Here is a 22,441-nt window from a genome sequence, read left to right as displayed (position 1 = left end):
TCCCCCGCCCATGCCGATGAGGTATGGAGTGCTGCCGTCAGAGCATTGCCCCAACTCCCTTGAACGTTCGATCATTTGTTCACGCGAGTGCCACTTACACCCTTACGGCACAGCGGCTACCGTCCGCACATGTCCCCCACACTGCAACAGCTGCGCTACCTCGTCGCCGTCGCGGACTGCCGCTCCATCACGGCCGCGGCGTCCTCCGTCTATGTCGCCCAGCCCGCCCTCTCCCGTTCCATCCAGTCCCTGGAACGGGAGCTGGGCGTGGAGCTCCTGGTCCGCAGGGGCCGGGGGGCGACCCTCACCCCCGAGGGTGCCCGTGTGGTGCGCCTGGCCCGCACGGTCCTCGACGCGGTGGAGTCGATCGAGGACGTCGGCGCGGCACACGCGGTCGGTTCGCGACGCACCGCGCTGATCGTGGCCGTCACCCCCACCCTCTCCCTCGATCTGGCCGCCGACCTCGTTCCTGCCTTCACCGGACGCCATCCCGAGATCGACGTACGGCTGCTCCAGCACGACAGCCGCGAAGCACTCGTGCGGGCCCTGACCGACGGCGTGGCGGAGCTGGGCATGGTCGATCTGCCCGTCGACAAGGAGCTGTCCACGCATCACCTCCGGGAGCGCGAGGTCGTACTGATCTCCCCGCCCGGCTCCGGACTGCCCGACCCGATGCCCTTCCGGAGACTGAGTGGTCTGCCGATGGTGCTGCCGACCCCCGGCACCGGCCGGCGCACCGAGCTCGAGGCGATGTTCGGCCGGCTCGGGGTACGCCCGGTGCCGGCGGTGGAAGTCAACGAGCGTCTGGCCTGGGTCACCAGCGTGACCGCCGGGCGCGGTTCGCTGATCTGGTACCGGGACACGGTGTTACGGGTCTTCGGCCACCGTGTGGAAGTCCGTTCCTTCACTCCGCCGCTGTTGCACACCGTCGGCATCGCGCACCGGCGCCGCCCGCTCAGCCGCGCCGCCCGCGCCTTCCTCTCGCACGCCCAGCACAACGCGCCCGTGCGGGAGTCCGCCGGATGAGGTGGCCGAGCCGCCATGTCTGCTGTCCGCCCGCGGCGGCGCCGGGCCCCGTCTAAAGGTCCGCCACCAGCGCGCACAGACGTCTGGTGGGGTGGATGCCGAGTTCGGCGACGAGGCGCTGGGCATAGTCACGGAAGTCGTGCAGCGCCTCGGAAGGATTGCCTTCCGCAAGATGCGCCCGGACCAGGCAGATCCAGCTGCTTTCACGCAGTGGATCGGCGTGGACGGCCGTGCGGGCCGCTGCGACGGCCTCGGCGTAGCGCCCGGCCGCGGTGAGCTTCTCCGCGAGCGTCTCCAGGGCGTGCAGCCGCAGTTGCCGCCAGCGCTGGCCTTCCAGCTGAGCCCAGTCGTCGTACCAGCCGGGCAGCAGGTCGGCGGCGAGGGCTTCGATCGTGGCGATGGCGGGGCCGCGGTCCTCGGTCCGCTCGGGGTCCAGGATGCCCTGGGCCAGCGAGCGAGCGTGCTGGAGGTCGACGCCGGCATCACGCGCCAGACGCACCTCGGTCGCGCCGATGTCGAGTGCCTGCTTGCCGATGTCGCGCAGGCGGGACAGAGCCGATCGAAGATTCGCGTGGGCGCAGCCGTTGGGTGCATCCGGCCAGAGAGTCCCCGCGATCAAGGCCCGGGGAACGGCCGCCCGACTGCACAGAGCGACATATGCCAGCACACGCTCCGAGCTCAGCGGGATCTCCGCGGGTTCGTCGCCGACCCACAGATCGAAGCCACCGAGGACTGCGATGCGTACGCGGTGTTCCGGCCCTTCGTTCGAGGTCGGAGCCTGCTGGTCGTCCGGGGGGCTCTGCTTCGCCTGCCGGTCGGCTGCGCCGCGGTTCCCCCGAGCCTGTGAGCGATCCATGGCCCTCCGCCATCTCTTCCAGTCGGAACGATCAAGGAGAGTTCAAGAGTGCCGTCCATTGCCATGCTGCGTCGCTCTCCCGGTTCTGTCGACCGGGAGAGCTCCCCCTGCGGGGCCTGCAAAGGCACGCAAGGACTACAAGAAGCCCAGGTCAGTGGGTCGACGACCCGGTGTTTCCGGTGGGCCGCCCGGGCATGTGCGGCCGGGCCATGGGCAGGCCGGTGACCCGTCTGCCGGCCGGTCTGCCGCGTGGCAGCCGCCGTCGACTCCTGGTCGTCGGCGCGTGGCGCGCCAACGGAGCGAACCCCTCGTACCCGGTCTGATGGCCGGTCGTTGCCCGTCACGGCCATGGACGCCGGGGCGCGGCCGTCGCTCCTCCCGGGCGGAGTCGACCAGCTGTCCCGCCGGCCCGGGAGACACCGTCACCGGGGCTTCCCGGGTTCGGAAAGCGGCAGCCACCGGTCAAGGTATCCGAACAGGCCGGTCAGGTCCGTCCCTCCGGCGCGGTATCCGATACGGCCGTCAGGGCGGACCAGGCCCTGCGCGACACCGCGCCAGAACGCGCTCGTGCCGGGGGTGTGGACGTGGATCAGGCGTTCGTGACCTCTGGTGGCAGCCGCGATCACACTGGTGTCCCAGCTGTCGCGCGGACCGCACAGGAGCAGGTGGAATCCGGGTGCGGCAGTCAGCGCGTGCAGGTCGCCCGAAGTGTCGGGGAGTCGGTCACCTGCCCGCGGCCCGCGCTGGGGAGCATGCGGGTCGTCGGCCGTGGCGGGGCTGCGGCGGTAGTTGACGGCCAGTTGGACGGCACCCGGAATTCGGCGGTCACGGCGCGGGATTCCCGGGGCCAGGTGAAGCCCCGCCACACTGCGCCGCCCCGCGCCCTACGGTGCCGTGGCGGCCAGCCAGGACGCAACTGCCTCCGCGATGGGCTGACCGGTCTCCAGTTCGACAAAGCCGAACTGGCCGCCCTGGTTGCACTCCAGGAACCACCAGACTCCCTCGGCGTCCTCGGCGAAGTCGAAGGCGCCGTAGGCGAGACCGGCGAGGCCTGTGTAGTCATGGACGGCTTTGGCTATGCGGTCGGGCACCTCGACGGGCTCCCAGGCATGACCGGTGGCGGCGTAACGCCCGTCCACCTCGCCGGACTCGGATTCCTTGCGGGCGGCGAACAGCCGCCCGCCGACACTCGTGAGCCTGATGTCGGCCCGCTTGGCGATGTACTGCTGAAGCAGGGTGGGGGCCGCCGCCACGTCCGTGAAGTCCGTGTCCGGCCCGATGCGAGTGGTGGGCACCGTCACCGGGGGATCACTGGACGGCGGCCCGGAGGCGGACTTCACCACGATGTCCCGGTACTGCTCCGCGAACTGGCGTGCCACACGCGGGAAGGTGGTGATGAGCGTGGGGGGCACGGCGAAACCGCTGCGGTGGGCGATGCGCAACTGCCACGGCTTGCAGCGGGCTTGCGCGGACACGCAGGGATGGTTCATCCAGCGTGCCGTGGTGGAGTACAGCATCCCGTACAGCGCCTGCCCCGACTCGGCGGTGAGCCACTCCGACGGCTCGGGGGCATCTGCCGCGGGTTCGCCCGGCCTGCGCACCCAAATGGAGCGCAGGCTGCTCATGCTGAGCAGGCGCCCTTCCGACGACAGATAGCCGTGAAAGTCGCCACTGACGTACTCGGCCGACATGGCGGCCTCACCGGGGAGATCCGCGGGGTCGAAACGCACCAACGGGACGCCCCGTTCGTGCAGTTTCGCCACCACCATGTCCGTCGTTACATCCTGATGACAGGTCAGGATCAGCACAGTCATTGATGCGCCGGGCCGGTCAGTCGTCGAAGTGTGTCTGGGAACCGGCCGTGGACGTCGTCGTACCGGTTGCCAGGAGCACATCCCGGTCGGTGATGGCCGGGCGTCCATCGGACAGGACGTTCAACTGCAGTGCGGAATCGTATGTGTACGGAATGGTGACCGCTGAATTCTCGGCCGGAAGTGCGTAGTTCAACACGAACGGTCGCATGAGTCTCCTCTTTTTCCCATGTGATGGCTGTGCCACACGTATGAATACGTGCAGATGTTGTAGGGGTCTCACTACGTTCCGTCACAATACGTCCGTAATGAGGTGAAGAGCGTCACACCGCCCGCCTCGCCTCGTCAGTGACTCCACGCAGGGTCGTTCGAGGTATTAGAGGCCCGGGCGCGACGCCGGGTTCCGCCCGAGCGCGGGGGGAATCACGACTCTGATGTCATCACCGGGCCGGAGAGCGCATTCCGTACAGCGATGTCGCATGAATGACACATGGATGACACATGGGGGGAACGCGGCGACTGCCGAGCCCGCAGGTCTTCCCCGACGCAGCAGGCGCGGTCTGTGACGGCGTCACCTTCGGGACGGAGTGCGCGTACGGAAAACGACGTGTCCCGCCACCCGTACAGGGCGGCGGGACAAGGTTCCCGTTGTGGTTTCGCGGGCCGGTCAGGTGGCTGACGGGCCGGCCAGGACGGGGACGTCGGTCTCCTTGCGTGTCGTCTCTGCGTACGCGACGTACTCGGTCTCGAGATCGGCGGCACGGACCACGCCGCGCCGGTCGTACAGCGAGACAGCCAGCGCGAGCAGGGCCGCGAGGCCCGCGCAGACCAGGACCGCGATCCAGGCACCGCGCATCCCGTTCTCGGCGTTCGCGTCGAGGTAGAGCAGCGAACGGACCCCGCTGACCCAGTGGTTCAGTGGGAGCCCGTGGGCGAGGGTGCGGAAGAAGTCCGGGACCATCTCCAGCGGGTACGGGCCGCCGGAGGTCGGAATGCCGAGGACGATGAAGCCGAACATGCCGACCAGCAGACCCGGCGCGCCGAGCACGGCCAGCAGACCGAGGGTCACCCAGCCGACGACGGTCGGCACGGCGACCGACAGCAGTGCCAGCTGCCAGAAGTGCGGCGCCGGCATGCCGAGCAGGGTGATGGACGTGAAGAGCGTGCCCGCACCGATGAGAACTCCGCCGCCGAGCATCAACACACCCTTGACCAGAAGGGTGTGACGGCGGGAGATCGGGGCGAGCGGCTTGAGGGTGCGCCGCGCGCCGATCTCCTTGGGCGCGTAGCCGAGATGACTGTCCACGAGCATGTGAATGAGGTTGGCGCCGATGAAGGCGGCCAGCATCAGCATCAGCGGTACGTAGAACGCGGCCATGCCCTTGGCCGACTTGCCCGGCAGCGCTTGGACCTCCTGCGTGGCGATGTGCACGGGGTCGGCGAGCAGGAGCTGCTGAACCGGGGTGCTCTTCGCGCCTGTCAGCGAGGTGCCGAGCTGCCGGGAGGCCGCCTGGACGGCCGAGACCGCCGCCGACTGCGCGGCGCCCGAGCCCATGGCGCCGATGGCGGGCTGGCTGATCACCCCGATCTCGGGCCTCGTCGCGGCGACGTCCGCGGTCGGGTCCGCGGCGGCCTTGCTCAGCGCGCCGACGGTGGCGCTGAAGTTCTCGGGGACCTCAATGGCGGCGTACGCCGTGCCGTTCTTGAGGAGCCGTTCGGCGTCCCGGGGTGAATCCACCTGCCGCCAGGCGATCTTCCCGCCGTTTTCGGACCGGGTGATGCCCTGGGTGACCTGGCCACCGAGCTTTCCGGCGTCGCTGTTCACGACGACGACCGGCACATCCTTCATGTTGCCGGCGGGGTTCAGAAACCCTCCCAGGTACGACGCGGTGAACGCGACGGCCAGGATGCCCAGGCCGAGGGCGGCTATCCACGTTCTGGGTTTCTTCAGCACGGTGGAGGCGCGGAGCATGACGAGTTCTCTTCCTGGTGGACGGGGTCGCCGCTCACCGGGCGGGGCAGATGAACGGCCTGGGCGTCGTCGGTGACGGCCCCGACGACATCGCAAGCCGTCTGGCTTTGAAAAGTACGCCCAAGGATCTTGTAAAGCAAGTTCACTTGCGATAGGAGCGAGGGCGCGCCCCGTCGAGCACCAGGTCGACCATGCGTCCCGCGAGGTCCTCCCCCAGCGGCTCCCCCGTGAGCAGGACACGCGCGAAGAAGAGCGAGGCGATGGCCTCCACCAGCAGGCGCGGATCGGTCTCGGCGGCCAGCTCCCCGCGCCCGATGCCGCGCCGGACCGTGGACTCGCCGCGCTCCAGGCGCGAGTTCCAGTAGGGACGCAAGCCCTGCTCCACGAGATCACCCTCGTGCGCAGCACCGAGCCGCAGCAGCGCGGCCCCCTGCGGTGTGGCAAGGAACCGGGACAACGCCCCGAAGAGCAGCGCCAGATCCTGGCGGACGTCGCCGGTGTCCGGCAACGTCTCGTCGGCGTGAACGGTGAGCGCGTCGAAGATGAGATTCTCGCGCGTCTTCCATCGACGGTAGAGGGATGTCTCATGGACACCCGCGGCGCGCGCGACCGCGTTCACGGTGGTGCCCTCCAGCCCCTCGGACGCCAGCAGGCCGAGCGTGGCGGCGAGGACCGCCTCCCGCATCCGCTCGCCGCGACGCCTGAGCGGCTGTGACGCTTCCCTCTCGTTCGCCATGACCCGATTTTATCGCAAGCCGACTTGCGCTGAAGCTTCAACTGCCGTTCAGCGCGCGGGCGACTTCATCGCCCAGTCGACGTTGCAGCGGTAGCTGACGTTGTCGCGGGTGAAGTGGTAGGTGTCGGCCGCCTTGATCGTCTCGCTCGTTCCGGGCGCGACGGTGACCGGCTCGCTGTGCTCGTCGATCCCGATGAGGCCGTTGTCCGCCACGTCCTGCCACTCGACGAAGAACGTGTACTCATAGGCCTGTGCAGAGGAGTTGGTGATGGTGATGTCGTAGTTGAGCTCCTCGGCCACCTCGTCGTAGGTGCACCTGCTGCCCTTGATGTCGCCGATCGCGTCCTGATCCGTGGGCGACGGGGAGGCCGACGACAGACCGCCGCTGCTGCTGCCACCAGAGGTGGAGTGGCCGGAGCTGCCACCGGAGGTGGAGGAGCCCGAACTGCCGCTGTCGTTGTCGCAGCTGCCCCCGCCCGACCTCCTGGCACCAGTCAGAGCGACGAAAACGACTGCCACTGCGGCGATCACACGTATGTGTCGGCGTTACACACAAACCCCCGTTGTACAGACGGAATCTCGCCAATCAGCCTCAATTGACGAGCACACGCCACCATAGCAACGGGCTTTCCAGCTCCGGGAACCACCTGCCGGGCGGCCGGGCAGACGCGTGTGGTTGCCGCTGCTAAGGCATGGTGATGTGGTACGCCTTGCGCAACGTCTCATGAACGGTCCAGGTGGTCCGGTCTCCTTCGCGCAGCACGCACGCGTCGCCCGGACCCACATCGAAGGTGGGGCCGTCCTCGACGGCGATGGTGGCCCGGCCGCTGACGACGACGAAGAGTTCGTTCGCCTCGGTGTCGGTCACCACCCCGGGGGTGATCTGCCAGATTCCCCGGATCTGCCTGCCGTCCTCCGACTCCCACAGCACCTTGCCCGACACCTCGGGGGCGCCTTGCACGATCTGTCCCGGGTCGAGGGGGTCGGGCTCCAGGTCGGCGTCGGGGATGTGTACGGCGAAGCTGGTGAACGTGGTCATGAACGCAACGGTAGGCCGTGATGGGGCCACGGTGCAGGGACACAGTGCCGCCATCGGGGCCCGGCGGGACGACGCTGTGACTACGGGCGCGACGGAGACCACTGCCGGCCGATGCTCGGCGCGCTGCCGAGGCTCCAACGGGCAGCCCCCGGCCGTCCGAGGCCGGGGGCCTTTGCTCGGGACCTCACATCACATGGGTCCGGTGTTACGAGGAGCCGACGCCAGGTCCGCCTTTCCGCACCCGCTATGTGCAGGTGAAGGTGAAAGCCTTGGTGGCCTGGGCTTCGTCACCGACGATCTTGACCAGCGCGCTTCCGGTGAAGGTCGGGGGATTAGTGTCTCCTGGCCAGTTGGCGCCTACAACCTGCTCTCCCGCCTTGTCGAACTTGACGGTCTTGACAGGCGACACGGTGTTGTCACTGAAGCGGAACTGGAGTTTGACCACTCCAGGCCCTGCAACCGCGACCGTGGCGTTGAAGGTGATTTTCGGCGGCGGGTCGCATTTCCCGCTCGGCTTGGGGGGCACTGCCAGGGTGAGGTCGGTAACCTCCGCCGGCGTCTTTGCCGGATCAACCTTGGGCGGCTTGGCCACCTTGCTGCAGTTCGTCCTCTTGTTGCCCTGCTTGGCGCTGTAGGTGGCGTAAGGAACGTCCTCCTCCGAGAAGGCGCCGTCCTCCGACGTAGTACCGTCCACGGCTCCCTTCACGGAACTGACTGTCACGTCCTTCTCCGCCGCGAATCCCGTGAGCTTCAGATCGAACGTGGGCTGGCCATTTGCACCGGGTTCGCCCAGCACCAGCGCACACTTTGGCGCGGCGGGGGCGGCAGAGACGGATAGGGGCATCTCTTCAGCCATCCCCTGCGCCACCGCGGCCGGAGCGAGCGCGACTGAAGGGACGAGCAGTGGAGCCGCGAGAAGTGCGAGACGACGCTGCCGGTTCATCCTTTTTCCTTCCGTGGGAGGAATGGGCGCAAAGCCCAACGGACCCAGAATGAGTCTGCCTTTCGGGGCGTGACAGGAACGTGACGGCAGCGTGACCGGAGCAGCCCTCCCCAAGGAGCAGGCAGGCGCGAGGCACGGGCCGCGGCGGTTCGGGTCGCGTACGCCCCGGCCGTCGGCCGTGCGGTGTTCTGCCGAAGGGCGGGGGCGGCGGTGTCCGTCCGGACCCGATCGCCGGGCACCGCAGTCGGACATGCATAGTGGCTGCGACAGGGAGGTCGTGCGGGAACGCCGCGAGGGTCCGGCCGACGGAGCCACGCGCGAAGGGCGCCACCGATGCGTGCGCGCGTCCCGCGGGAAGGAAAGCATGACAGGCGGTACGACTCCGGTCGTCGGTGAGGACGCCCTCGGCGTTCTGGACCTCTTCGGCGACCCGTTCGTCGCCGACCCCTACCCGGCACTCGCCGCGCTCCGGCGCTCCTCACCGGTTCACCACGACCCCGGTACCGGTCTGTGGCTGGTCAGCCGGTACGCCGACGTGGAACGGATACTCCTCGACCCGGCCGGTTTCCTGCCGGACAACGCCCAGCACGCCGTCACCCGGCTGCCTGTCCCGGTCCTGCGGATCCTCGCCCGGGCGGGTTTCACCCTGCCGCCCGCCCTCGCCAACAACGGTGGCCCCAGCCATACGGGACTGCGCCGGCTGGTCACCCGGTTCTTCGATGCCTCCCGCGTCAGCGCCGCGGTTCCCGTGATCGAGGAGACGGCCCGGGAGTTGCTGGCCCCGGCCCAGGGCGACCTGGCCGCGACAAGCACGTACGACCTCTCGGGTCGCTTCGCGAGTCTGCTGCCCTGCCGGGTGATGATGCGGATGCTCGGCGTACGAGGGGTACCGGCCGAGACACTTGTGGAATGGAGCGACGCGGCTCTGGAGCTGTTCTACGGCAGACCGGCTCCCGACCGCCAGATCGCGCTGGCAGGGCTGGTCGGGGAGTTCCACCAGTGGCTGACCGAACAGGTCACCGACGGGCAGTCCGCGGAGGGACTGATCGGTGCCCTGCGCGGTCACCGGCTGCCGGACGGTACTGCACTGGATGTGCCGACCGCGGTTGCGGTGTGCTTCTTCGTACTCATCGCCGGCCAGTCCACGACCGGACAGCTGATCTCCACGGTGGTGCGCACCACCTGCGCCGACCCGTCGGCGTGGTCGAAGGCCGCCGCGGACGAGGACTTCGCGCGGGCCTGGGTGGAGGAGGTGCTGCGCCGCGAACCACCGGTCACCACGTGGCGCAGAGTGGCGGCGCGGGAGACGGAACTGTCCGGGGTCCGGGTGCCGGCAGGGGCGGAGCTGCTGTTGATGCTGATGGGTACGGGGTCCGACCCGTCCGTCTTCGAGGAGCCGGAGCGGCTCTGCCCGTACCGGGAGAACACCCGCCGCCATCTGTCCTTCGGTGCCGGTCGGCACCGCTGCCCGGGAGCCCTCCTGGCGCGCACCGAGGCGGCGGTGGCACTGCACACGGCCGCCCGGTTGCTTCCGGATGTGCGGCTCCTCGACGACGGAGAGGCCGACATGCTGGGGCTGCTGTCGTTCCGGGCGCCACGGAGAGTTCCGGTGACCCGATCGGCAGCGGCCACCACCTCGCGGGCGCCGCGGGCGTGAGGGGCGCTCCGGCGACTCCGGAGTGCACCGGGTGCAGGCCGAGAAGGCGCAGGACTGCGTCACCATGCCGCCCACGGAGGCGTGACCGAGCGGAGGCTCCTCCACGCACGCCTGCACCCACCCCGGGTCCACGCGGGCAGTGTCCGGCCGTAGCCGGAACGTGATGCTCAAGTTCCGCTCAGATGTAATGACGGTGAGATAGCCGTGTCCTTACTGTCCTCACAATCGAGGGGGACGGAGCAGAGAGCCGATGGCGGGCGATTCGGTTCCCGGGGGCGCCGTCCTCAGTACGGGGCGACCGGGCGGCGATCGACGGGAAGCCGCTGCCCCGGAGGGCGTTGGGCTTCGACGCACAGGCCGGAACGTACCCGGTGCGGCTCTCAGGTGGTCAGCGGCCAAGATCCTGCACCCCTGAGGCGCGACGGCTTGCGGCGATGCTCGTGTCCCCGGCCGCCGAATCTCCCGAACTTGCTGAAATGAAGGATGTTCCACCATGAAGTCCTGTAAGTCCGCCGCAGCCTCGGCGATCGCTGTCCTTGCGGTCGCCCTCACCGCAACCGCTTGTGGTGGCGACTCCGGCGACGCGAGTGACGGGCCCACCAGTAGCTCCAGGTACCAGGAACGGCCCTCGCTGCCCACGTACCAGGTCGCCCAGGACGTCAACATCGACTCCCCGACCCTGGAGAAGGCCCAGGAGGCCGGCAAGCTCGTCATCGGCGCCAAGAACGACCAGCCGTTCCTCGGCTTCGAGGAAGCGAACGGCAAGCGGTCCGGCTTCGACATCGAGATCGCCAAGATGATCGCTGCGGACCTCGGCTTCTCGCCGGACATGATCGAGTTCAAGACGGTCGACACCAGCAACCGCGAAGCCGCCATCTCCAAGGGCGAGATCGACCTGTACGTCGGCACGTACACGATCAACGACGAGCGCAAGAAGCAAGTGGGATTCGCCGGCCCGTACTACAAGGCGGGTGCCGACCTGCTGGTCCGTGAGAGCGACGGGACGATCGGCGGGCCGTTCTCCCTGGAGGGCAAGACGGTCTGCTCGGTCAAGGGCGCAACCGCGCTCCGGGAGATCAAGAAACCCGACTACAACACCACGACCGTCGAGGCGCCCAAGTACTCCGAGTGTGTTCGGCGACTGCTCGCCCAGGAGGTCGATGCCGTCACCACGGACGATGCCATCCTCATGGGCTACGCCGCACAGCGCCCGGACAAGCTGAAGGTCGTCGGCAACCCGTTCACCGAGGAGCCCTACGGCATCGGTATGAACAAGGACGACAAGGTGCTGCGTGACGCCGTTTCGGACGCCATCGAGGCACACGACGAGAACGGCGACCACAAGAAGGCGTACGACGCGACGCTCGGCCTGTCCGGCTCCAAGTACGGCGGGGCGGCAATGGTCCAGCGCTACTGACGCGAGCCGACGGTGTCCATCGGCACCTTGACGGGCGCGGCGTCGACCAACCGGCCGCCGGGCCCGTCATGGGTGTGCGAGCTCCTCGAAAAGGGCGACGGCCCGGTGTCGTCCAGGACCGCGTCCATGTCCCTCTCGGTGAAATTCGATCTCCCCGCCGTTGCCTGACGGTCCCGAGGGAGGGAACGCCATCCTCCTGGCCGTGAAGGCGCGGGAGGACACCGGCAACGATGGCACCGGTCCCGGAACAGGACCCCGGCGGCAAAGGCGGACAACGTTCGGCCTTCGGGGCACCTGCCGTTTGCATCCGTGGGGAGAAGCAGGTGCGGTCGCGGTCTCCCCGGGTACCCAGCATCCATGACTCTTCAACATCCGGCCGAAAGAGGCAGCGAGGGGCGAGGGCCGTTCGAGCGCTTCGCGGAGCGAGCGTCGAACCTCACCAGCTCCCCGCTCTTCTTCTCGTTCTGTCTTCTCCTCGTCGGCGCGTTCATCGGGGTCCACGCCGCGGGCCTGCCGGCGAGCTGGCAGCTTCTTGTCGGGGACACCATGGTTTCGGTGACCCTGCTACTGCTGGCTCTTCTCAAGAACGCCGAACGCCGAGCCGAACGCGCCATCCAGCTCAAGCTCGACGCCATCGCACGTGCACTTCTGGAAGAGCGGAACAGCCCGACCGGCGAGGCATTCGAATCGCTGAGAAAGGCCATTGGGATGGAGGAGGACTCCTGAGGTGCGCGGAACTCCGGAGGTGCTGAGACCGAAGCCGACGGCATAGCAGAATCTCCGGTTGCGGGCTCCGCATTGCCGCGGTTGCCGCCAGGACAGCCGAGGCGCAGAGTGATATTGGGATGTTTCTGCGAGTTCGGAGGACACCGTGATTGTTCTTGGTCTCATTCTGCTCGTCATCGGTCTCGTCGCCGGTATCGGCATCCTGTGGACCATCGGGGTCATTCTTATCGTGATCGGGGCAATCCTGTGGATCTTGGGGGCGGTCGGGCATGCGGTCGGCGGGCGGCGACACTACTGGTAGAGCGGCGCGATCCGGGGACGTTCGCGAAGCCCATTGAGCGAGGGCAGTCCGGGAACGGAGTCTGCTCTGCGGCGCGCGCGTCTGTCGAGTGAGTGGAGGACGCGATGTGGACAGGAATCATCATCGCGGCTGCCGTGATTGTCCTGATCCTGGTCGCGCTGGCGGTGCGGACCACGGTCCGGCGTCGGCATCTGCAGGAGCGTTTCGGCCCGGAATACGATCGCACGGTCGAGGCGGAACATGGTCGTCGCGCAGCCGAGCGCGACCTGACTGCGAGAGAGCAGCGCCATGCGGACCTCGAGATCAGGGCGCTCCCTTCAGCGGTCCGGGACCGGTATGCACGGGACTGGACCAGCGTGCAGGAGCATTTCGTCGACAACCCCGATCAGGCCGTGGGCGAGGCAGACCGGCTCGTGATCACCTTGATGAGCGAGCGCGGCTACCCCACCGAGGGCTACGAACAACAGCAGCGAGACCTCTCGGTCGAGCACGGCCGAACGCTGGAGCACTACCGCATCGCCCACGAGATCAACGGCCGCGTCGGCAGCAGGGACACTTCGACAGAAGAACTGCGGAGCGCGATGGTCCACTACCGCGCACTGTTCGAGGAACTACTCAAAGACGACACGCACCCGTCAGGTGATGAGCGCCCATGAATGCCCACCGGGCGGAACCGGGTACCGCCACCGCCCCGTGGAGGTGAAGAGACGTGCAGGGAGAAAACATATTCAGGCGCGACGAGGGATCCCCACCCACCGAAGAACGAGTTTCCACCGAGGACATCGCGCGGACGGAAACTGAGGCACCGCAGCAGCCCGCGAAGGGGAATGACCGGATGGCAGCCCCTGAAGTGGGCGAAGTGACGCCGAGAACCCGCATCGCGGACGAGGCGCGAGACGACTCGGCCTTTGATTCCGGCCCACGCGATGCGTCGCAGCAGGAGCCCGGAACCGACCCGCTCCTGGGACAGCAGGAGGCGGAAGAGCTCCGTTCACGGTGGCAGGAGATCCAGCAGCGATTCGTCGACGACCCGCAGGACTCCGTGCGCGCGGCAGACGAGCTGGTCGCCGAGGTCATGCAGCTGCTCGCCGCCACATTCACCGACCACAAACAGGGGCTCGAAAGTCAATGGCACCGCGGCGAGGAGGCCGCCACCGAGGACCTGCGCCTCGCCTTGAGGCAATACCGGTCATTCTTCGTCCGTCTGCTCAGTACCTGACGCCTCGACCGGCCTCATGCCGCGCGCGAACTGGCCCGCCGACTCGGCATTCCCATCGTGACGGCGAATTGCGCCGCCTGCCGGCTACGCGGGTTTGCCGAGAGACCAGCCGGATATGTCGGCGAGCCGCGCCCGCCAGAGCGGCGATGTCACCGGCTTCTTCGCGCCGGTGACGATGGTGACGCTCCGCAAGTGGATCCACCGCGGAAGCCCCTGTGAACCGTTGCCGTCCTCACCGTGCAGTTCGTCGATTATCTGGTCCACTGTTTCGGGGAACTTCGCGAGCAGGTGCGCGCCCGGTCCTTCCATCCGACGCAGGCTCTGCGCCCAGTCGGCCTTCCATGCCTCGTGGGCGATCAGATCGCCGTACAGCACGCCGCCGGGAATGTTCAGCGTGATCGGCAGACTTGACCGAGGGTCTTGCCCGAGGAGCCTGATCAGAAGCTGGAGCTGAAGGTCCGGGACGGGTTCGACGACCGTCGGTGTCGCGTCCCGCCGCGCCGGCTCCGCGGAGTCACTCATGGCAGCCTTCCCTTCGTGCGGGGACAGCCCTGCGCGGTGTCAGCCGGTGGCATCACATGGCAGGCGGTCCGGTCGACCCCACCGTAACTACCGTCGCGGGCCTGCGGCACAGCCGGGTTCCACTCGGTGGCCGCGCCAGTCTCCCTGCCAGTTGAACGTCTCCCTGCCAGGTGAACGTCGCCCTCGGCATGATTCGCCTCTGTCTGCGGACAGCCTGACTCCGGGGCAGTCCTACGCCGCGCCACAGGGCGGGGGCGTTACGTGAGTCCTGCGCAACCACTCGTGGAGAGCGACGAAGTCCGCTTCGGTGAGGCCCTGGCGGGGGTCGACACGATGGAGCAGGGCTTGTCCTTGATGGTGTGCGCAGACCCAGGCCCGGTCAATGTCAGTGATCTCATCGTCGACCCAGACGAAGGAGCGCCCGGCTGCCCGGTCGACGAGGGCTCGGGTTTTCCAATGCAGCCCGTCCCGCTCATCCTGCTCATCCCGGTCGGACGGCTCCGGCCAGATCGCCACCGCCAACTCCGGCAGGCCGATCCGCGGGGCGATGCACTCGTTCGCGTCGCCCATCCATGTGGTGGCCCAGACCAGATCGCACGCCAGCGCCGCCAACCGGGGCCCGAGCTCGGGATTGATCCTGGCCAGCAGTGGATTCGAGTCGGCCCCCCGTGGTTCCGGGCCCGTTTGATAGGTCGGATAGCCGTCCGGATACTGCTGCGGCGCCGCGCCGAAGGGAATGAGTGGTCCGTCGACATCGAGGAAGAGCAGTGGACGCTGTGCGGTACCGGTCACGTCTGCACGATAGAGGCTCATCCTGGCAGGCCCGCTTCCGGAAGGCCCCTCGCGAAGCGATCGGGCAATCGCGTGCCGGGCAACTGCCGGACGGCCAGGGTCCGGTCGCGCGGACGCCGTGCGGCGCCGGCCCCGGCCATGCTCAGCCTTCCTCCTTCGGCGGCGGGGCCGGGCCCGTGTCACGTTCGCGTCGGGATTCCTCTTCCTCTTCCGCACGTGCATGGCGCTCCTGCCGAGACGACGCGACATCCCGCTCCAGCGGCGTCCTGTCCACGGCGGTCGCGAGCTCCTCCAGGGCCTGCAGCTGGAGTTCGGCCCCGCGCCGCACCACCGGATCCATACCGCTGTCGGCACCTTCCCAGGCATCGAGCGCCTCTTCGACCCGGTCCCAGTCGGGGTTCCGCCGTGCGCGCACCTCTCGCGCTGCCTGCGCGGTGTCCGCCTCCAGGGCCTCGGCGAACCGTGCGGCTTCGGGAACGGGTCGCGCACCGCGTTCCGGCAGGTGGGTCTCCAGCAGCATCGCTGCCTGCCCCAGCGACTGGACCGCCTCCTGGGCGTCCTCCGCCTCCCTGCGGGTCAGCCCTCGATGACGTACGGGCTCCTGCTTGGCCCGGCCGAAGGCCTCGCCCCAAGCGGCGTTCGCGTCACGGCTGGCGAGCAGCGCCTGCCGTACGTCCGCGCGGCGCTGCCCTGCGGGATCGCCGTAGCCGCGGACCACCGCCGCCGCGTACCGCCCGTTCGCGGCGAGCCAGTCCGCGAGCCGATCCAGCAGCCGCGGTGTCTCCCAGGCCGGGAAAACCACGTACGCCACTACCGCGAGCGCGCCGCCGACCAGGGTGAGCAGCACCCGGTCCCGCACTGTCTGGTCCCAGGCCTCGCCGCCCATTCCGAGCAGGAAGACGACGTACGCCGCCGTGAAGGACTGCGAGGCCACGTAGCCGGTGCGCATCAGCAAGTACGACAGCGCGGCCGAGACCACGGCCAGCCCGCCGGACAGGTATGCGTCCGGGTGGGCCAGTTGCACCACTCCTGTGGCCAGTGCGACGCCCACCAGGGTGCCGGTGAAGCGGGCCACGGCACGCGCGTAGGTCTGGTGGAAGTCCGGCCGCATCACCATCACGGAGGCGATCGGCGCCCAGTAGCCGTGGCCCAGAGGGAGCGCCGTACCGAGCGCGTAGCCGAGGCAGGCCACCGTGGCGAGACGTACGGCGTGCCGGAGTACGGGCGAGTCACGGTGGAGTTCGCGGCGCATCGCGCGCAGGACGACCGGCACCAGCCGGAACATCGTCGGACGGAGCAGTGGCGGGGCATCCGCCGCACCGCGGGCCGGCGCGGGTACCACGTGTGTGTCGCAGCTGTCGGCGGTCTCCAGAACCTCGCCGAGCAGACTCGCCAGCCGGACGGCGGCCTGCCGCGCAGGCCCTTCCAACACCTCGTCCCCCTCGTCGATCCGCAAGGTCTCCATTGCCCCGGAGGGCACCTGGGCCGGGGTGCCACGACGGATCGAACGGGCGGCGGCGTCCAGGACGTCGGCGGCCGCGCCCAGCACTTCCCGCGCCCGGTCTCGTCCCGGCCCTTCCGCCGGAGCGCCGACCCGGGGGTCGGCGAGAGCGGCGACGGCGGGGCGGATGCGTTCGGCCAGGCCGCGTGGGCCGTGCAGGGCGGCAGGCCGACGGCGCGCTTGTGACGGCGTGACGGCGGCAGCGCTTCGGGCCGTCATCATCGGTTTCGCGTCGAAGGGGGCCGTCGGGTCATGACTCAGCCGTCTGGCGTAGTCCGCCACGGCGGCCAAGGCGTCGGCGAGCGCGTCTCGGTGCGCTCCCCATCTGCGGATCGGGAACAGCAGGATCAGTGTCGCCTGCACCACTCCGCCGAGCGCGATGACAGCGGCGTGTTCCAGGGCCTGCCCGACGCTGGTGGGCAGGGTGATGATCACCAGCATGCCGGCGACCGTTGCGGCCGAGACGATCCCGGCGGTCGGTCCGACGGCCCAGGCCATCCCGGCGACAAAGGACCATGTGGCGAGCAGCAGGAGGAACGTCACAAGGTGCCCCGCCGCGAGGTAGCCCAGGAACGTGCTGAGAGCGAGACCAGCACCTGCGGCCAGCGCGATCACCTTGCGCGGACGCCAGCTCCGCTGGAACGTGGCAGCACCGGCCGAGAACGCACCGAGCGCGGAGGACGCGGCGTACGCGGGTGAGACGAGCCACAGCGCGAGTCCGATCACGATCGCCACTCCGGCCGCCGCGCGCAGTGCGACCAGGGGCTCGAGCCGCGTCCGCTCGATCGTCAGCCCGGAACGCACAATCTCCCTCAGCGCCCGCAACCACGTCACGGAACCGAGCCTAGGCGGGATGCAGCGGCCGTTCTCATCAGCGGCACTGCGGCCCGGTCGGTGACAGGCGGCGCGACCCGCGACCCGGTGGGTGACTGGCGGCGCGGCGTCTGCCGGGACGGAGCCGGCGCGCCGCCACTTGTCGTCCACCGTGCGGTGCGGCCGGCGCTTGGCGGAACTGAACTCATGGACCAGTACCTCCGCCGGAGGGCGTGCCACCGTCTGTGCCGACCGGACCGGGAGGGATGGCCCGTCCTGTCCCCCCGCACCTCCCCCTTCCTGGTGGGCAGGTGCTCGCCGGAGCGGGCCGGCATATCGATCTGTTCCGGCGTCAGCCGGGGACAGGCGCCGTGCTGGTCAGGAGTCTCGGGGGGCGTCCCCCGAGGTCGGCCTTGCCGCGTTCATCAGACCAAGGCCTCATGGACGAAGCACCAGCGCCAGTCCTCGCCCGGCTCGAAGGACTGCACGATGGGGTGATCGACGGTGCCGGCGTGCTGGCGGGCGTGCTTGAGCGGCGAGGAGTCGCAGCATCCGACGTGCCCACAGGTCAGGCACAGTCTGAGGTGCAGCCATGGGGAGCCGAGGCGCAGGCACTCCTCGCAGCCCTGGGGAGTGCGCGGCGTCACTGGGCGCACGAACTCGAGATGCGGGTCGGTTGTCATCGTGGCGGGCCTCCTTCCATTCATCGAAGCCGACGGACGCGAACACGCTCGCGTGCCACATATCGAGGGGGTTCTCAGCCTTCGGCAGCGGCTTTACCCGTTTCCGGGATCCCGAGCTGATCGAGCAGTCCGACGGCTCGGTCTGCCACCTCGGTGTCCGTCACGACCTCGTAGCGGCCGGGCTGCATCGCACTGACAGAAGCGAAATCCCGACGGCCACGCTGCATGGCGTACATCAGCAGCCCGAGCAGCGCGCCGACCACGGCACCGAAGATGAGCCCGTAGAGGGCCAGGAGCAGGGCCGAAACCACCGGGTCGAGCCAGTTGAAGAGTCCGAAGAGCCAGCCGATGAGGACACCTGGGAGCGCGCCGGATGCAGCGCCGCTCAGCGCCGCCTTGCCATAGTTGAGGCGGCCGACCACTCGTTCGACGATGCGTAGATCGTGACCGATGATGGTGACCCGTTCGACGGGAAAACCCTGGTCGGAGAGGTAGTCGACCGCGCGCTCCGCCTCCGCGTACGTGGCGTACGAAGCGATGGTCCGACGATTCCGCTCGTCCATGTCCGTCTTCTCCGGACGGCGCCAAGCGCCACTGATTCACGAGGACTGCTCCAGCGTCGCGGCCGGAGACGTTCCGCAGCCTGCGCCTGCGGAGCCGAAATCTGCACAGACTCTCGCCCTGTCAGCACAGGCCCATCCGAATGAAACAAATCAGGGCAGACTCCACACAGATCAGTAATCTGGATGAGGGGGCATTGAAGGGCGGTTCTCCAGGAAGGGGCCCGGATCTTCACCATGACCGCGACCTTGCACAGGGCTGACCGGTCTCACCAGAAGACCTGGGGCCGAGAACACATGGCCAATCTCTACAGCCTGTTCGTGCTCTCCATGATCATGAACGACGGCCGGGACGAGACCGACATCCTGCGGCTGGCGCTCACCTCCGTGACCGCACTCGGTCCTTGCCGGTCGGAGGCGGGCTTCCTCACCGTCGGCGACCTGCTGGTCCGCACGCCCGCCGAATGGCCGCATGCCACCTTCACCCTCGATGACCAGTTCCAGCACCTGCGCGGCCAGGAAGGGCCTGTCCCGGTGCCGGGCCGGCAGTGGGGCTGGGCCTTCGCGCTGCACACCAGGGGCGGCAGCAACGGCTATCTGGTGGTCAGCGCGCCGTCGCGGCCCACCGACGACGATTTCTTCTTGATCCACGTTCTCGCCCAGCAGACCGCGGCCGCCCTGGCGAACGCAACGGCCCGGCGGAGGGAACGCGACCATGCGCAGGAGCTGCGGCAGCTCAACGAGGACCGAGCGGCCGTGAACGTGCGGCTGGCCGCATCCGTCTCCGAGCTGGAGCACCAGCGCTCCGTCCACGAGGTACTCAGCAGGGCGACGGCGAACGGCGGCGGTGTGGCAAGCATCGCCACGGCCGTACACCGGCTCACCGGCTACCCCGTCGCCATCGAGGACCGCTTCGGCAATCTGGCGGCCTGGGCAGGCCCGGGCCGCCCCGACCCGTACCCCAAACCCGACGCGGCACAGCACGAAGAACTTCTGCAGGAAGCAGCCCGCCGACTGCGCCCGGTGCGGGCAGGAGAACGGCTCATCGCCCTGGCCCAGCATCGTGGCGACGTCCTTGGTGCCATGGCCCTGATCGACGCGGCGGGGACCACCGGCGAGCAGGAGGAATTCACCCTCGACCACGCGTGCATGGCGCTTGCCCTGGAACTGGCCCATCAGCGGAACCTCGCCGAGGTCGAACTGCGGCTGCGCCGTGAGCTGGTGGACGACCTGATCACCGGCACCGATGACGAGAGTGCCTACGCCCGGGCCGCGGCTGTCGGCCATGACCTGCACGGCCCTCACTATCTGGCCGTTGTGCAGTGGGTGGGCAGGGCAGCCGACGACGCGTTCGTGCAGGCGGTCGGACGTGCGGCCGCAAGTCTGCGGATGCGGTCGTTGTCGGCCGGGCATCCGGGCATGGCCGTCCTTGTCTTCCAAGGGCGGCCGCGGGCAGAAGCGCTGTACCGGGCGATGGCCCGGGAACTGGGTTCGTCCACCGGTTCGATCGGGGTGGGCGGCCGCTGCGACGTCCCGGGCGAGATTCCGCGCTCGTTCCAGCAAGCGCTGCGGGCACTGGAGGTCCGCCGGCGCTCCCAGTCACCCAACGGCACCACGACCTTCGACGAACTTGGCCTCTACCGCATCCTCGGGCCGGGAGGCGATTACCGGGAGGTCAATCAGTTCGTCCGGGAATGGCTCGGTCCTCTCCTCGACTACGACGCCGCACACCACTCGGACCTGGCCCAGACCCTCTCCCAGTACTTCGAGTGCGGCGGCAACTACGACGGGACAGCCGCCGCTCTGGGCATCCACCGCAGCACGTTGCGCTATCGGCTCCAGCGCATCCGCGACGTCAGTGGAAGCGACCTCGCGGACGTCGACAGCCGGCTGAATCTGCACGTCGCCACCCGGGTGTGGAAGGTCCTGGGCGGCTAGGGGCGTCTTGGGGATCAGGCCGGGCGCGAGGACCGTGCCGGGGCACGCGAGCCCGGCAGGATCCAAATGACACCCCCTCAATGCTGATCGGAGAGACGGATGGTTCAGCACCGAGCGGAAGTCTCCTCGGCAACCGTCGCCTCGGTGGGCGGTGTGCCTCTGGCCCCGGGTGACCACGTGTGCGCGCTGTACCGGGGGCGCGCCGAGCGGAACCAGCTCATCACACCGTTCTTCGCGGACGGCCTCCGTGACGGACACATCTGCCTCCTCATGGCCGCACAGGACGAGGGCAGGACGTTCTGCGACGTTCTGGCCGCGACGGCCCCCTCGGCAGAGCGGGAGTCCGACCATCTCCAGATCAGGGGTCCGCAGGGCTCCTATCTGCACAACGGGTCCTTCGACGGCGATCGCATGCTGGGTCTGCTGTATGCCTGGTCCGCCGACATGTTCCGCAACGGAGACGGCAACTTCGCCCGCGTGGCCGCCGACATGAGCTGGGCCCAGCCCCTGGTGCAGCCCGCCTTCATCCACGACCTGGTCCAGTACGAAGTGAAGGCGACGCGCTGGCTGAGGTCCCGTCCCCAGGTGGGAGTCTGCATGTACGACCTGGAGCTGTTCAGCGGCGACCTGATCATCCCGCTGGTCAAGGCTCACCCGAAGGTATGGCTCAGCGGCATGGTCGTGGAAAATCCGTACTGCCTGGGTCCCCATGCCGAATCCCGCCCCACGGCGGTCGGCGAGAGCTGACGCCGCCTGCTCCTCCGGTCGTGACGTCTCCGCGGCGCGCAGCCTCTGGACGGACTCGGGTGGCAGCCGGCGGGCCGGCTCTGCGCCCTCGGGGGCCGACGAGACCCGCAGCGTCGCCGGGTCCCGCAACCGGCGGGGCCGGAGCGTCTCAACGGCTCACTGGCCTCCGCCAAGCCCCCGCGGGACGTCAAGGTCACCATCGTCGAGCCCGGCTGCTTCCGTACCGACTCCCGTGGCGCTCTCCCGCACCCCGCCGTCGGCTGCCCGCACGGCTGGGTGCGTGGCAGCGGCGACCCGCACGGCCCGCGCCGCACAGCCCGGACCGAACCGAAGGCTGTCGACGCCGAACAGATGTTGCTGCGGAGCAGAATCAACCGCGCCAGGGCAACACCCGGGGGCCAAGGCGTCCGTCTCCTTCCAGCGCGGGGTACCACCGTCGCCCCGGTCCTTCCACGGTGGGACGGAGACGTGGGCGGGCATCTCCAGCGGCGGAGCGACAGGGAGCGGGTCTGGAAGGGTCGGCTGTCGGCGGTTCCACACGGAATTGGCCACGAAGTGCAGGCAGTTGACCGTCAGGATCGCCGGCGCCACGATCGCCACCGCCTGCGGAAACATCGGCTCCAGCGACAGGGCCAGAACGATCGCCGTCACGCCGTTCTGCTGACTGAGAGCCAGCGGGATCCGGTCGGTCCGGTCGAGTTTCCGGGTGAGTACCGAGCCCACCACCATCTGGGCGCCGTACGCGGCGGCCCCCAACACCACACCGTGCAGCAGGTCGATGCCATTCACCAGCAGCAGGCCCAGGGTGAACGCCGCAACGACACAGGCGCCCCGGACGATCGTGCCGATGTGGCGCTGGAGCACACGGGGTCGGAAGAACAGCCCGATGACGGCGACACCGAGCATCAGCGCGAACCCACCGGCCAACAGGACCAGCGCGAACAGCAGGAGTTGGCGATGACCTCGGCGGTGCGGGACCAGCGGGCCGGGTCGAGCCCTCCTGTGCGCCGCAACAGCAGCACGCGACTGCGGCCGCACACACCAGTGCGGCGTTCCAGCCCAACTGGGCCGCGTAGTCCGGGAGGTTGTCACCCCCGCCGCTCCAGTGACACCTTCAGGATGCCGCCGTCCTCGGCTCGGGGAGTTCCGCTGTGCAGCCCTGCCTCGCAGTGGGACACCGAG

The 22,441-nt window shown here is 68.9% G+C and carries 25 protein-coding genes; 9 read left to right on the top strand and 16 right to left on the bottom strand.

Annotated features, from left to right (window positions below):
- Window positions 1-129 precede the first annotated feature (129 nt).
- On the top strand, window positions 130-1,026 hold the full coding sequence (locus OG883_RS36505; RefSeq protein ID WP_266550877.1) for a LysR family transcriptional regulator: 897 nt from the start codon (window positions 130-132) through the stop codon (window positions 1,024-1,026).
- 52 nt (window positions 1,027-1,078) lie between these two features.
- Here the strand turns inward: OG883_RS36505 and OG883_RS36500 are convergent, their stop codons facing one another.
- The 9 genes from OG883_RS36500 to OG883_RS36460 all read right to left on the bottom strand — a co-directional run bounded on the left by OG883_RS36500 (window position 1,079) and on the right by OG883_RS36460 (window position 8,383).
- Window positions 1,079-1,882, bottom strand: coding sequence for a BTAD domain-containing putative transcriptional regulator (locus tag OG883_RS36500; RefSeq protein ID WP_266550875.1), 804 nt, complete (start codon window positions 1,880-1,882; stop codon window positions 1,079-1,081).
- Between the two features lie 422 nt (window positions 1,883-2,304).
- Window positions 2,305-2,748 (bottom strand): hypothetical protein, encoded by a 444-nt coding sequence (locus OG883_RS36495; protein WP_266550873.1) that lies wholly within the window; start codon window positions 2,746-2,748, stop codon window positions 2,305-2,307.
- An 18-nt stretch (window positions 2,749-2,766) separates the two neighbouring features.
- A complete protein-coding gene (tgmB, locus tag OG883_RS36490) occupies window positions 2,767-3,696 on the bottom strand; it encodes an ATP-grasp ribosomal peptide maturase (RefSeq protein ID WP_266550871.1) in 930 nt (309 codons plus the stop codon).
- A 16-nt stretch (window positions 3,697-3,712) separates the two neighbouring features.
- Window positions 3,713-3,904 carry a putative ATP-grasp-modified RiPP gene (tgmA, locus tag OG883_RS36485; RefSeq protein ID WP_266550869.1) on the bottom strand — a complete coding sequence of 64 codons (192 nt, stop codon included), beginning with the start codon at window positions 3,902-3,904 and terminating at the stop codon, window positions 3,713-3,715.
- Window positions 3,905-4,360: 456 nt separating this feature from the next.
- Window positions 4,361-5,665 carry a YhgE/Pip domain-containing protein gene (locus OG883_RS36480; protein WP_266550867.1) on the bottom strand — a complete coding sequence of 435 codons (1,305 nt, stop codon included), beginning with the start codon at window positions 5,663-5,665 and terminating at the stop codon, window positions 4,361-4,363.
- A 142-nt stretch (window positions 5,666-5,807) separates the two neighbouring features.
- Complete coding sequence (locus OG883_RS36475) at window positions 5,808-6,401, bottom strand: TetR/AcrR family transcriptional regulator C-terminal ligand-binding domain-containing protein (protein WP_266550865.1); 594 nt, start codon at window positions 6,399-6,401, stop codon at window positions 5,808-5,810.
- Window positions 6,402-6,449: 48 nt separating this feature from the next.
- The gene (locus OG883_RS36470; protein WP_266550863.1) at window positions 6,450-6,920 is read right to left on the bottom strand and encodes a hypothetical protein; all 471 of its coding nucleotides are present in this window, start codon (window positions 6,918-6,920) and stop codon (window positions 6,450-6,452) included.
- 166 nt (window positions 6,921-7,086) lie between these two features.
- A complete protein-coding gene (locus OG883_RS36465) occupies window positions 7,087-7,440 on the bottom strand; it encodes a cupin domain-containing protein (protein ID WP_266550861.1) in 354 nt (117 codons plus the stop codon).
- Window positions 7,441-7,684: 244 nt separating this feature from the next.
- Window positions 7,685-8,383, bottom strand: coding sequence for a hypothetical protein (locus OG883_RS36460; protein ID WP_266550859.1), 699 nt, complete (start codon window positions 8,381-8,383; stop codon window positions 7,685-7,687).
- 364 nt (window positions 8,384-8,747) lie between these two features.
- Here OG883_RS36460 and OG883_RS36455 point away from each other — a divergent pair, with 364 nt between their 5' ends.
- Both OG883_RS36455 and OG883_RS36450 read left to right on the top strand, forming a co-directional pair.
- Complete coding sequence (locus tag OG883_RS36455) at window positions 8,748-10,040, top strand: cytochrome P450 (RefSeq protein ID WP_266550857.1); 1,293 nt, start codon at window positions 8,748-8,750, stop codon at window positions 10,038-10,040.
- Window positions 10,041-10,533: 493 nt separating this feature from the next.
- Window positions 10,534-11,457, top strand: coding sequence for a glutamate ABC transporter substrate-binding protein (locus OG883_RS36450; RefSeq protein ID WP_266550855.1), 924 nt, complete (start codon window positions 10,534-10,536; stop codon window positions 11,455-11,457).
- On the opposite strand, the gene OG883_RS36445 is transcribed toward OG883_RS36450, so the two are convergent.
- Complete coding sequence (locus OG883_RS36445) at window positions 11,451-11,585, bottom strand: hypothetical protein (RefSeq protein WP_266550854.1); 135 nt, start codon at window positions 11,583-11,585, stop codon at window positions 11,451-11,453. The genes OG883_RS36450 and OG883_RS36445 overlap by 7 nt on opposite strands.
- A gap of 229 nt (window positions 11,586-11,814) precedes the next feature.
- Here OG883_RS36445 and OG883_RS36440 point away from each other — a divergent pair, with 229 nt between their 5' ends.
- The 4 genes from OG883_RS36440 (at window position 11,815) to OG883_RS36425 (ending at window position 13,703) form a co-directional block, all read left to right on the top strand.
- Entirely contained in the window at window positions 11,815-12,183 is a 369-nt protein-coding gene (locus OG883_RS36440) for a low affinity iron permease family protein (RefSeq protein ID WP_266550852.1), read from the top strand.
- A gap of 145 nt (window positions 12,184-12,328) precedes the next feature.
- Window positions 12,329-12,484, top strand: a complete 156-nt coding sequence (locus OG883_RS36435) for a DUF6131 family protein (RefSeq protein WP_266550850.1) — start codon at window positions 12,329-12,331, stop codon at window positions 12,482-12,484.
- Between the two features lie 104 nt (window positions 12,485-12,588).
- Window positions 12,589-13,140, top strand: a complete 552-nt coding sequence (locus OG883_RS36430) for a hypothetical protein (protein ID WP_266550848.1) — start codon at window positions 12,589-12,591, stop codon at window positions 13,138-13,140.
- A gap of 179 nt (window positions 13,141-13,319) precedes the next feature.
- Complete coding sequence (locus tag OG883_RS36425) at window positions 13,320-13,703, top strand: hypothetical protein (RefSeq protein WP_266550846.1); 384 nt, start codon at window positions 13,320-13,322, stop codon at window positions 13,701-13,703.
- Between the two features lie 84 nt (window positions 13,704-13,787).
- On the opposite strand, the gene OG883_RS36420 is transcribed toward OG883_RS36425, so the two are convergent.
- The 5 genes from OG883_RS36420 to OG883_RS36400 form a co-directional block, all read right to left on the bottom strand.
- Window positions 13,788-14,225: a hypothetical protein gene (locus tag OG883_RS36420; protein WP_266550844.1), complete on the bottom strand. Its 438-nt coding sequence runs from the start codon at window positions 14,223-14,225 to the stop codon at window positions 13,788-13,790.
- 231 nt (window positions 14,226-14,456) lie between these two features.
- Entirely contained in the window at window positions 14,457-15,017 is a 561-nt protein-coding gene (locus tag OG883_RS36415; RefSeq protein WP_266550843.1) for an HAD domain-containing protein, read from the bottom strand.
- A gap of 142 nt (window positions 15,018-15,159) precedes the next feature.
- Window positions 15,160-17,352, bottom strand: a complete 2,193-nt coding sequence (locus OG883_RS36410) for an FUSC family protein (protein WP_266550841.1) — start codon at window positions 17,350-17,352, stop codon at window positions 15,160-15,162.
- A 404-nt stretch (window positions 17,353-17,756) separates the two neighbouring features.
- Window positions 17,757-18,014, bottom strand: a complete 258-nt coding sequence (locus OG883_RS36405) for a UBP-type zinc finger domain-containing protein (RefSeq protein ID WP_266550839.1) — start codon at window positions 18,012-18,014, stop codon at window positions 17,757-17,759.
- 74 nt (window positions 18,015-18,088) lie between these two features.
- Complete coding sequence (locus OG883_RS36400) at window positions 18,089-18,577, bottom strand: general stress protein (protein ID WP_266550837.1); 489 nt, start codon at window positions 18,575-18,577, stop codon at window positions 18,089-18,091.
- Between the two features lie 294 nt (window positions 18,578-18,871).
- Here OG883_RS36400 and OG883_RS36395 point away from each other — a divergent pair, with 294 nt between their 5' ends.
- Both OG883_RS36395 and OG883_RS36390 read left to right on the top strand, forming a co-directional pair.
- Window positions 18,872-20,512: a CdaR family transcriptional regulator gene (locus OG883_RS36395; RefSeq protein WP_266550835.1), complete on the top strand. Its 1,641-nt coding sequence runs from the start codon at window positions 18,872-18,874 to the stop codon at window positions 20,510-20,512.
- A 99-nt stretch (window positions 20,513-20,611) separates the two neighbouring features.
- Entirely contained in the window at window positions 20,612-21,259 is a 648-nt protein-coding gene (locus tag OG883_RS36390) for an MEDS domain-containing protein (RefSeq protein ID WP_266550833.1), read from the top strand.
- Between the two features lie 156 nt (window positions 21,260-21,415).
- Here the strand turns inward: OG883_RS36390 and OG883_RS36385 are convergent, their stop codons facing one another.
- Complete coding sequence (locus tag OG883_RS36385; RefSeq protein ID WP_266550831.1) at window positions 21,416-22,186, bottom strand: hypothetical protein; 771 nt, start codon at window positions 22,184-22,186, stop codon at window positions 21,416-21,418.
- Between the last annotated feature and the right edge of the window lie 255 nt (window positions 22,187-22,441).

Source organism: Streptomyces sp. NBC_01142, from assembly GCF_026341125.1.
In the GTDB taxonomy this organism is placed as follows: domain Bacteria; phylum Actinomycetota; class Actinomycetes; order Streptomycetales; family Streptomycetaceae; genus Streptomyces.
This window is presented reverse-complemented; position numbering and strand designations above follow the sequence as displayed.

Coding starts and splice junctions, on each gene's coding strand:
- OG883_RS36505 (WP_266550877.1), top strand. CDS start 130: ATGTCCCCCACACTGCAACAGCTGCGCTACCTCGTCGCCGTCGCGGAC.
- OG883_RS36500 (WP_266550875.1), bottom strand. CDS start 1,882: ATGGATCGCTCACAGGCTCGGGGGAACCGCGGCGCAGCCGACCGGCAG.
- tgmB (WP_266550871.1), bottom strand. CDS start 3,696: ATGACTGTGCTGATCCTGACCTGTCATCAGGATGTAACGACGGACATG.
- tgmA (WP_266550869.1), bottom strand. CDS start 3,904: ATGCGACCGTTCGTGTTGAACTACGCACTTCCGGCCGAGAATTCAGCG.
- OG883_RS36480 (WP_266550867.1), bottom strand. CDS start 5,665: ATGCTCCGCGCCTCCACCGTGCTGAAGAAACCCAGAACGTGGATAGCC.
- OG883_RS36475 (WP_266550865.1), bottom strand. CDS start 6,401: ATGGCGAACGAGAGGGAAGCGTCACAGCCGCTCAGGCGTCGCGGCGAG.
- OG883_RS36465 (WP_266550861.1), bottom strand. CDS start 7,440: ATGACCACGTTCACCAGCTTCGCCGTACACATCCCCGACGCCGACCTG.
- OG883_RS36460 (WP_266550859.1), bottom strand. CDS start 8,383: ATGAACCGGCAGCGTCGTCTCGCACTTCTCGCGGCTCCACTGCTCGTC.
- OG883_RS36455 (WP_266550857.1), top strand. CDS start 8,748: ATGACAGGCGGTACGACTCCGGTCGTCGGTGAGGACGCCCTCGGCGTT.
- OG883_RS36450 (WP_266550855.1), top strand. CDS start 10,534: ATGAAGTCCTGTAAGTCCGCCGCAGCCTCGGCGATCGCTGTCCTTGCG.
- OG883_RS36445 (WP_266550854.1), bottom strand. CDS start 11,585: ATGGACGCGGTCCTGGACGACACCGGGCCGTCGCCCTTTTCGAGGAGC.
- OG883_RS36440 (WP_266550852.1), top strand. CDS start 11,815: ATGACTCTTCAACATCCGGCCGAAAGAGGCAGCGAGGGGCGAGGGCCG.
- OG883_RS36430 (WP_266550848.1), top strand. CDS start 12,589: ATGTGGACAGGAATCATCATCGCGGCTGCCGTGATTGTCCTGATCCTG.
- OG883_RS36425 (WP_266550846.1), top strand. CDS start 13,320: ATGGCAGCCCCTGAAGTGGGCGAAGTGACGCCGAGAACCCGCATCGCG.
- OG883_RS36420 (WP_266550844.1), bottom strand. CDS start 14,225: ATGAGTGACTCCGCGGAGCCGGCGCGGCGGGACGCGACACCGACGGTC.
- OG883_RS36405 (WP_266550839.1), bottom strand. CDS start 18,014: ATGACAACCGACCCGCATCTCGAGTTCGTGCGCCCAGTGACGCCGCGC.
- OG883_RS36400 (WP_266550837.1), bottom strand. CDS start 18,577: ATGGACGAGCGGAATCGTCGGACCATCGCTTCGTACGCCACGTACGCG.
- OG883_RS36395 (WP_266550835.1), top strand. CDS start 18,872: ATGGCCAATCTCTACAGCCTGTTCGTGCTCTCCATGATCATGAACGAC.
- OG883_RS36390 (WP_266550833.1), top strand. CDS start 20,612: ATGGTTCAGCACCGAGCGGAAGTCTCCTCGGCAACCGTCGCCTCGGTG.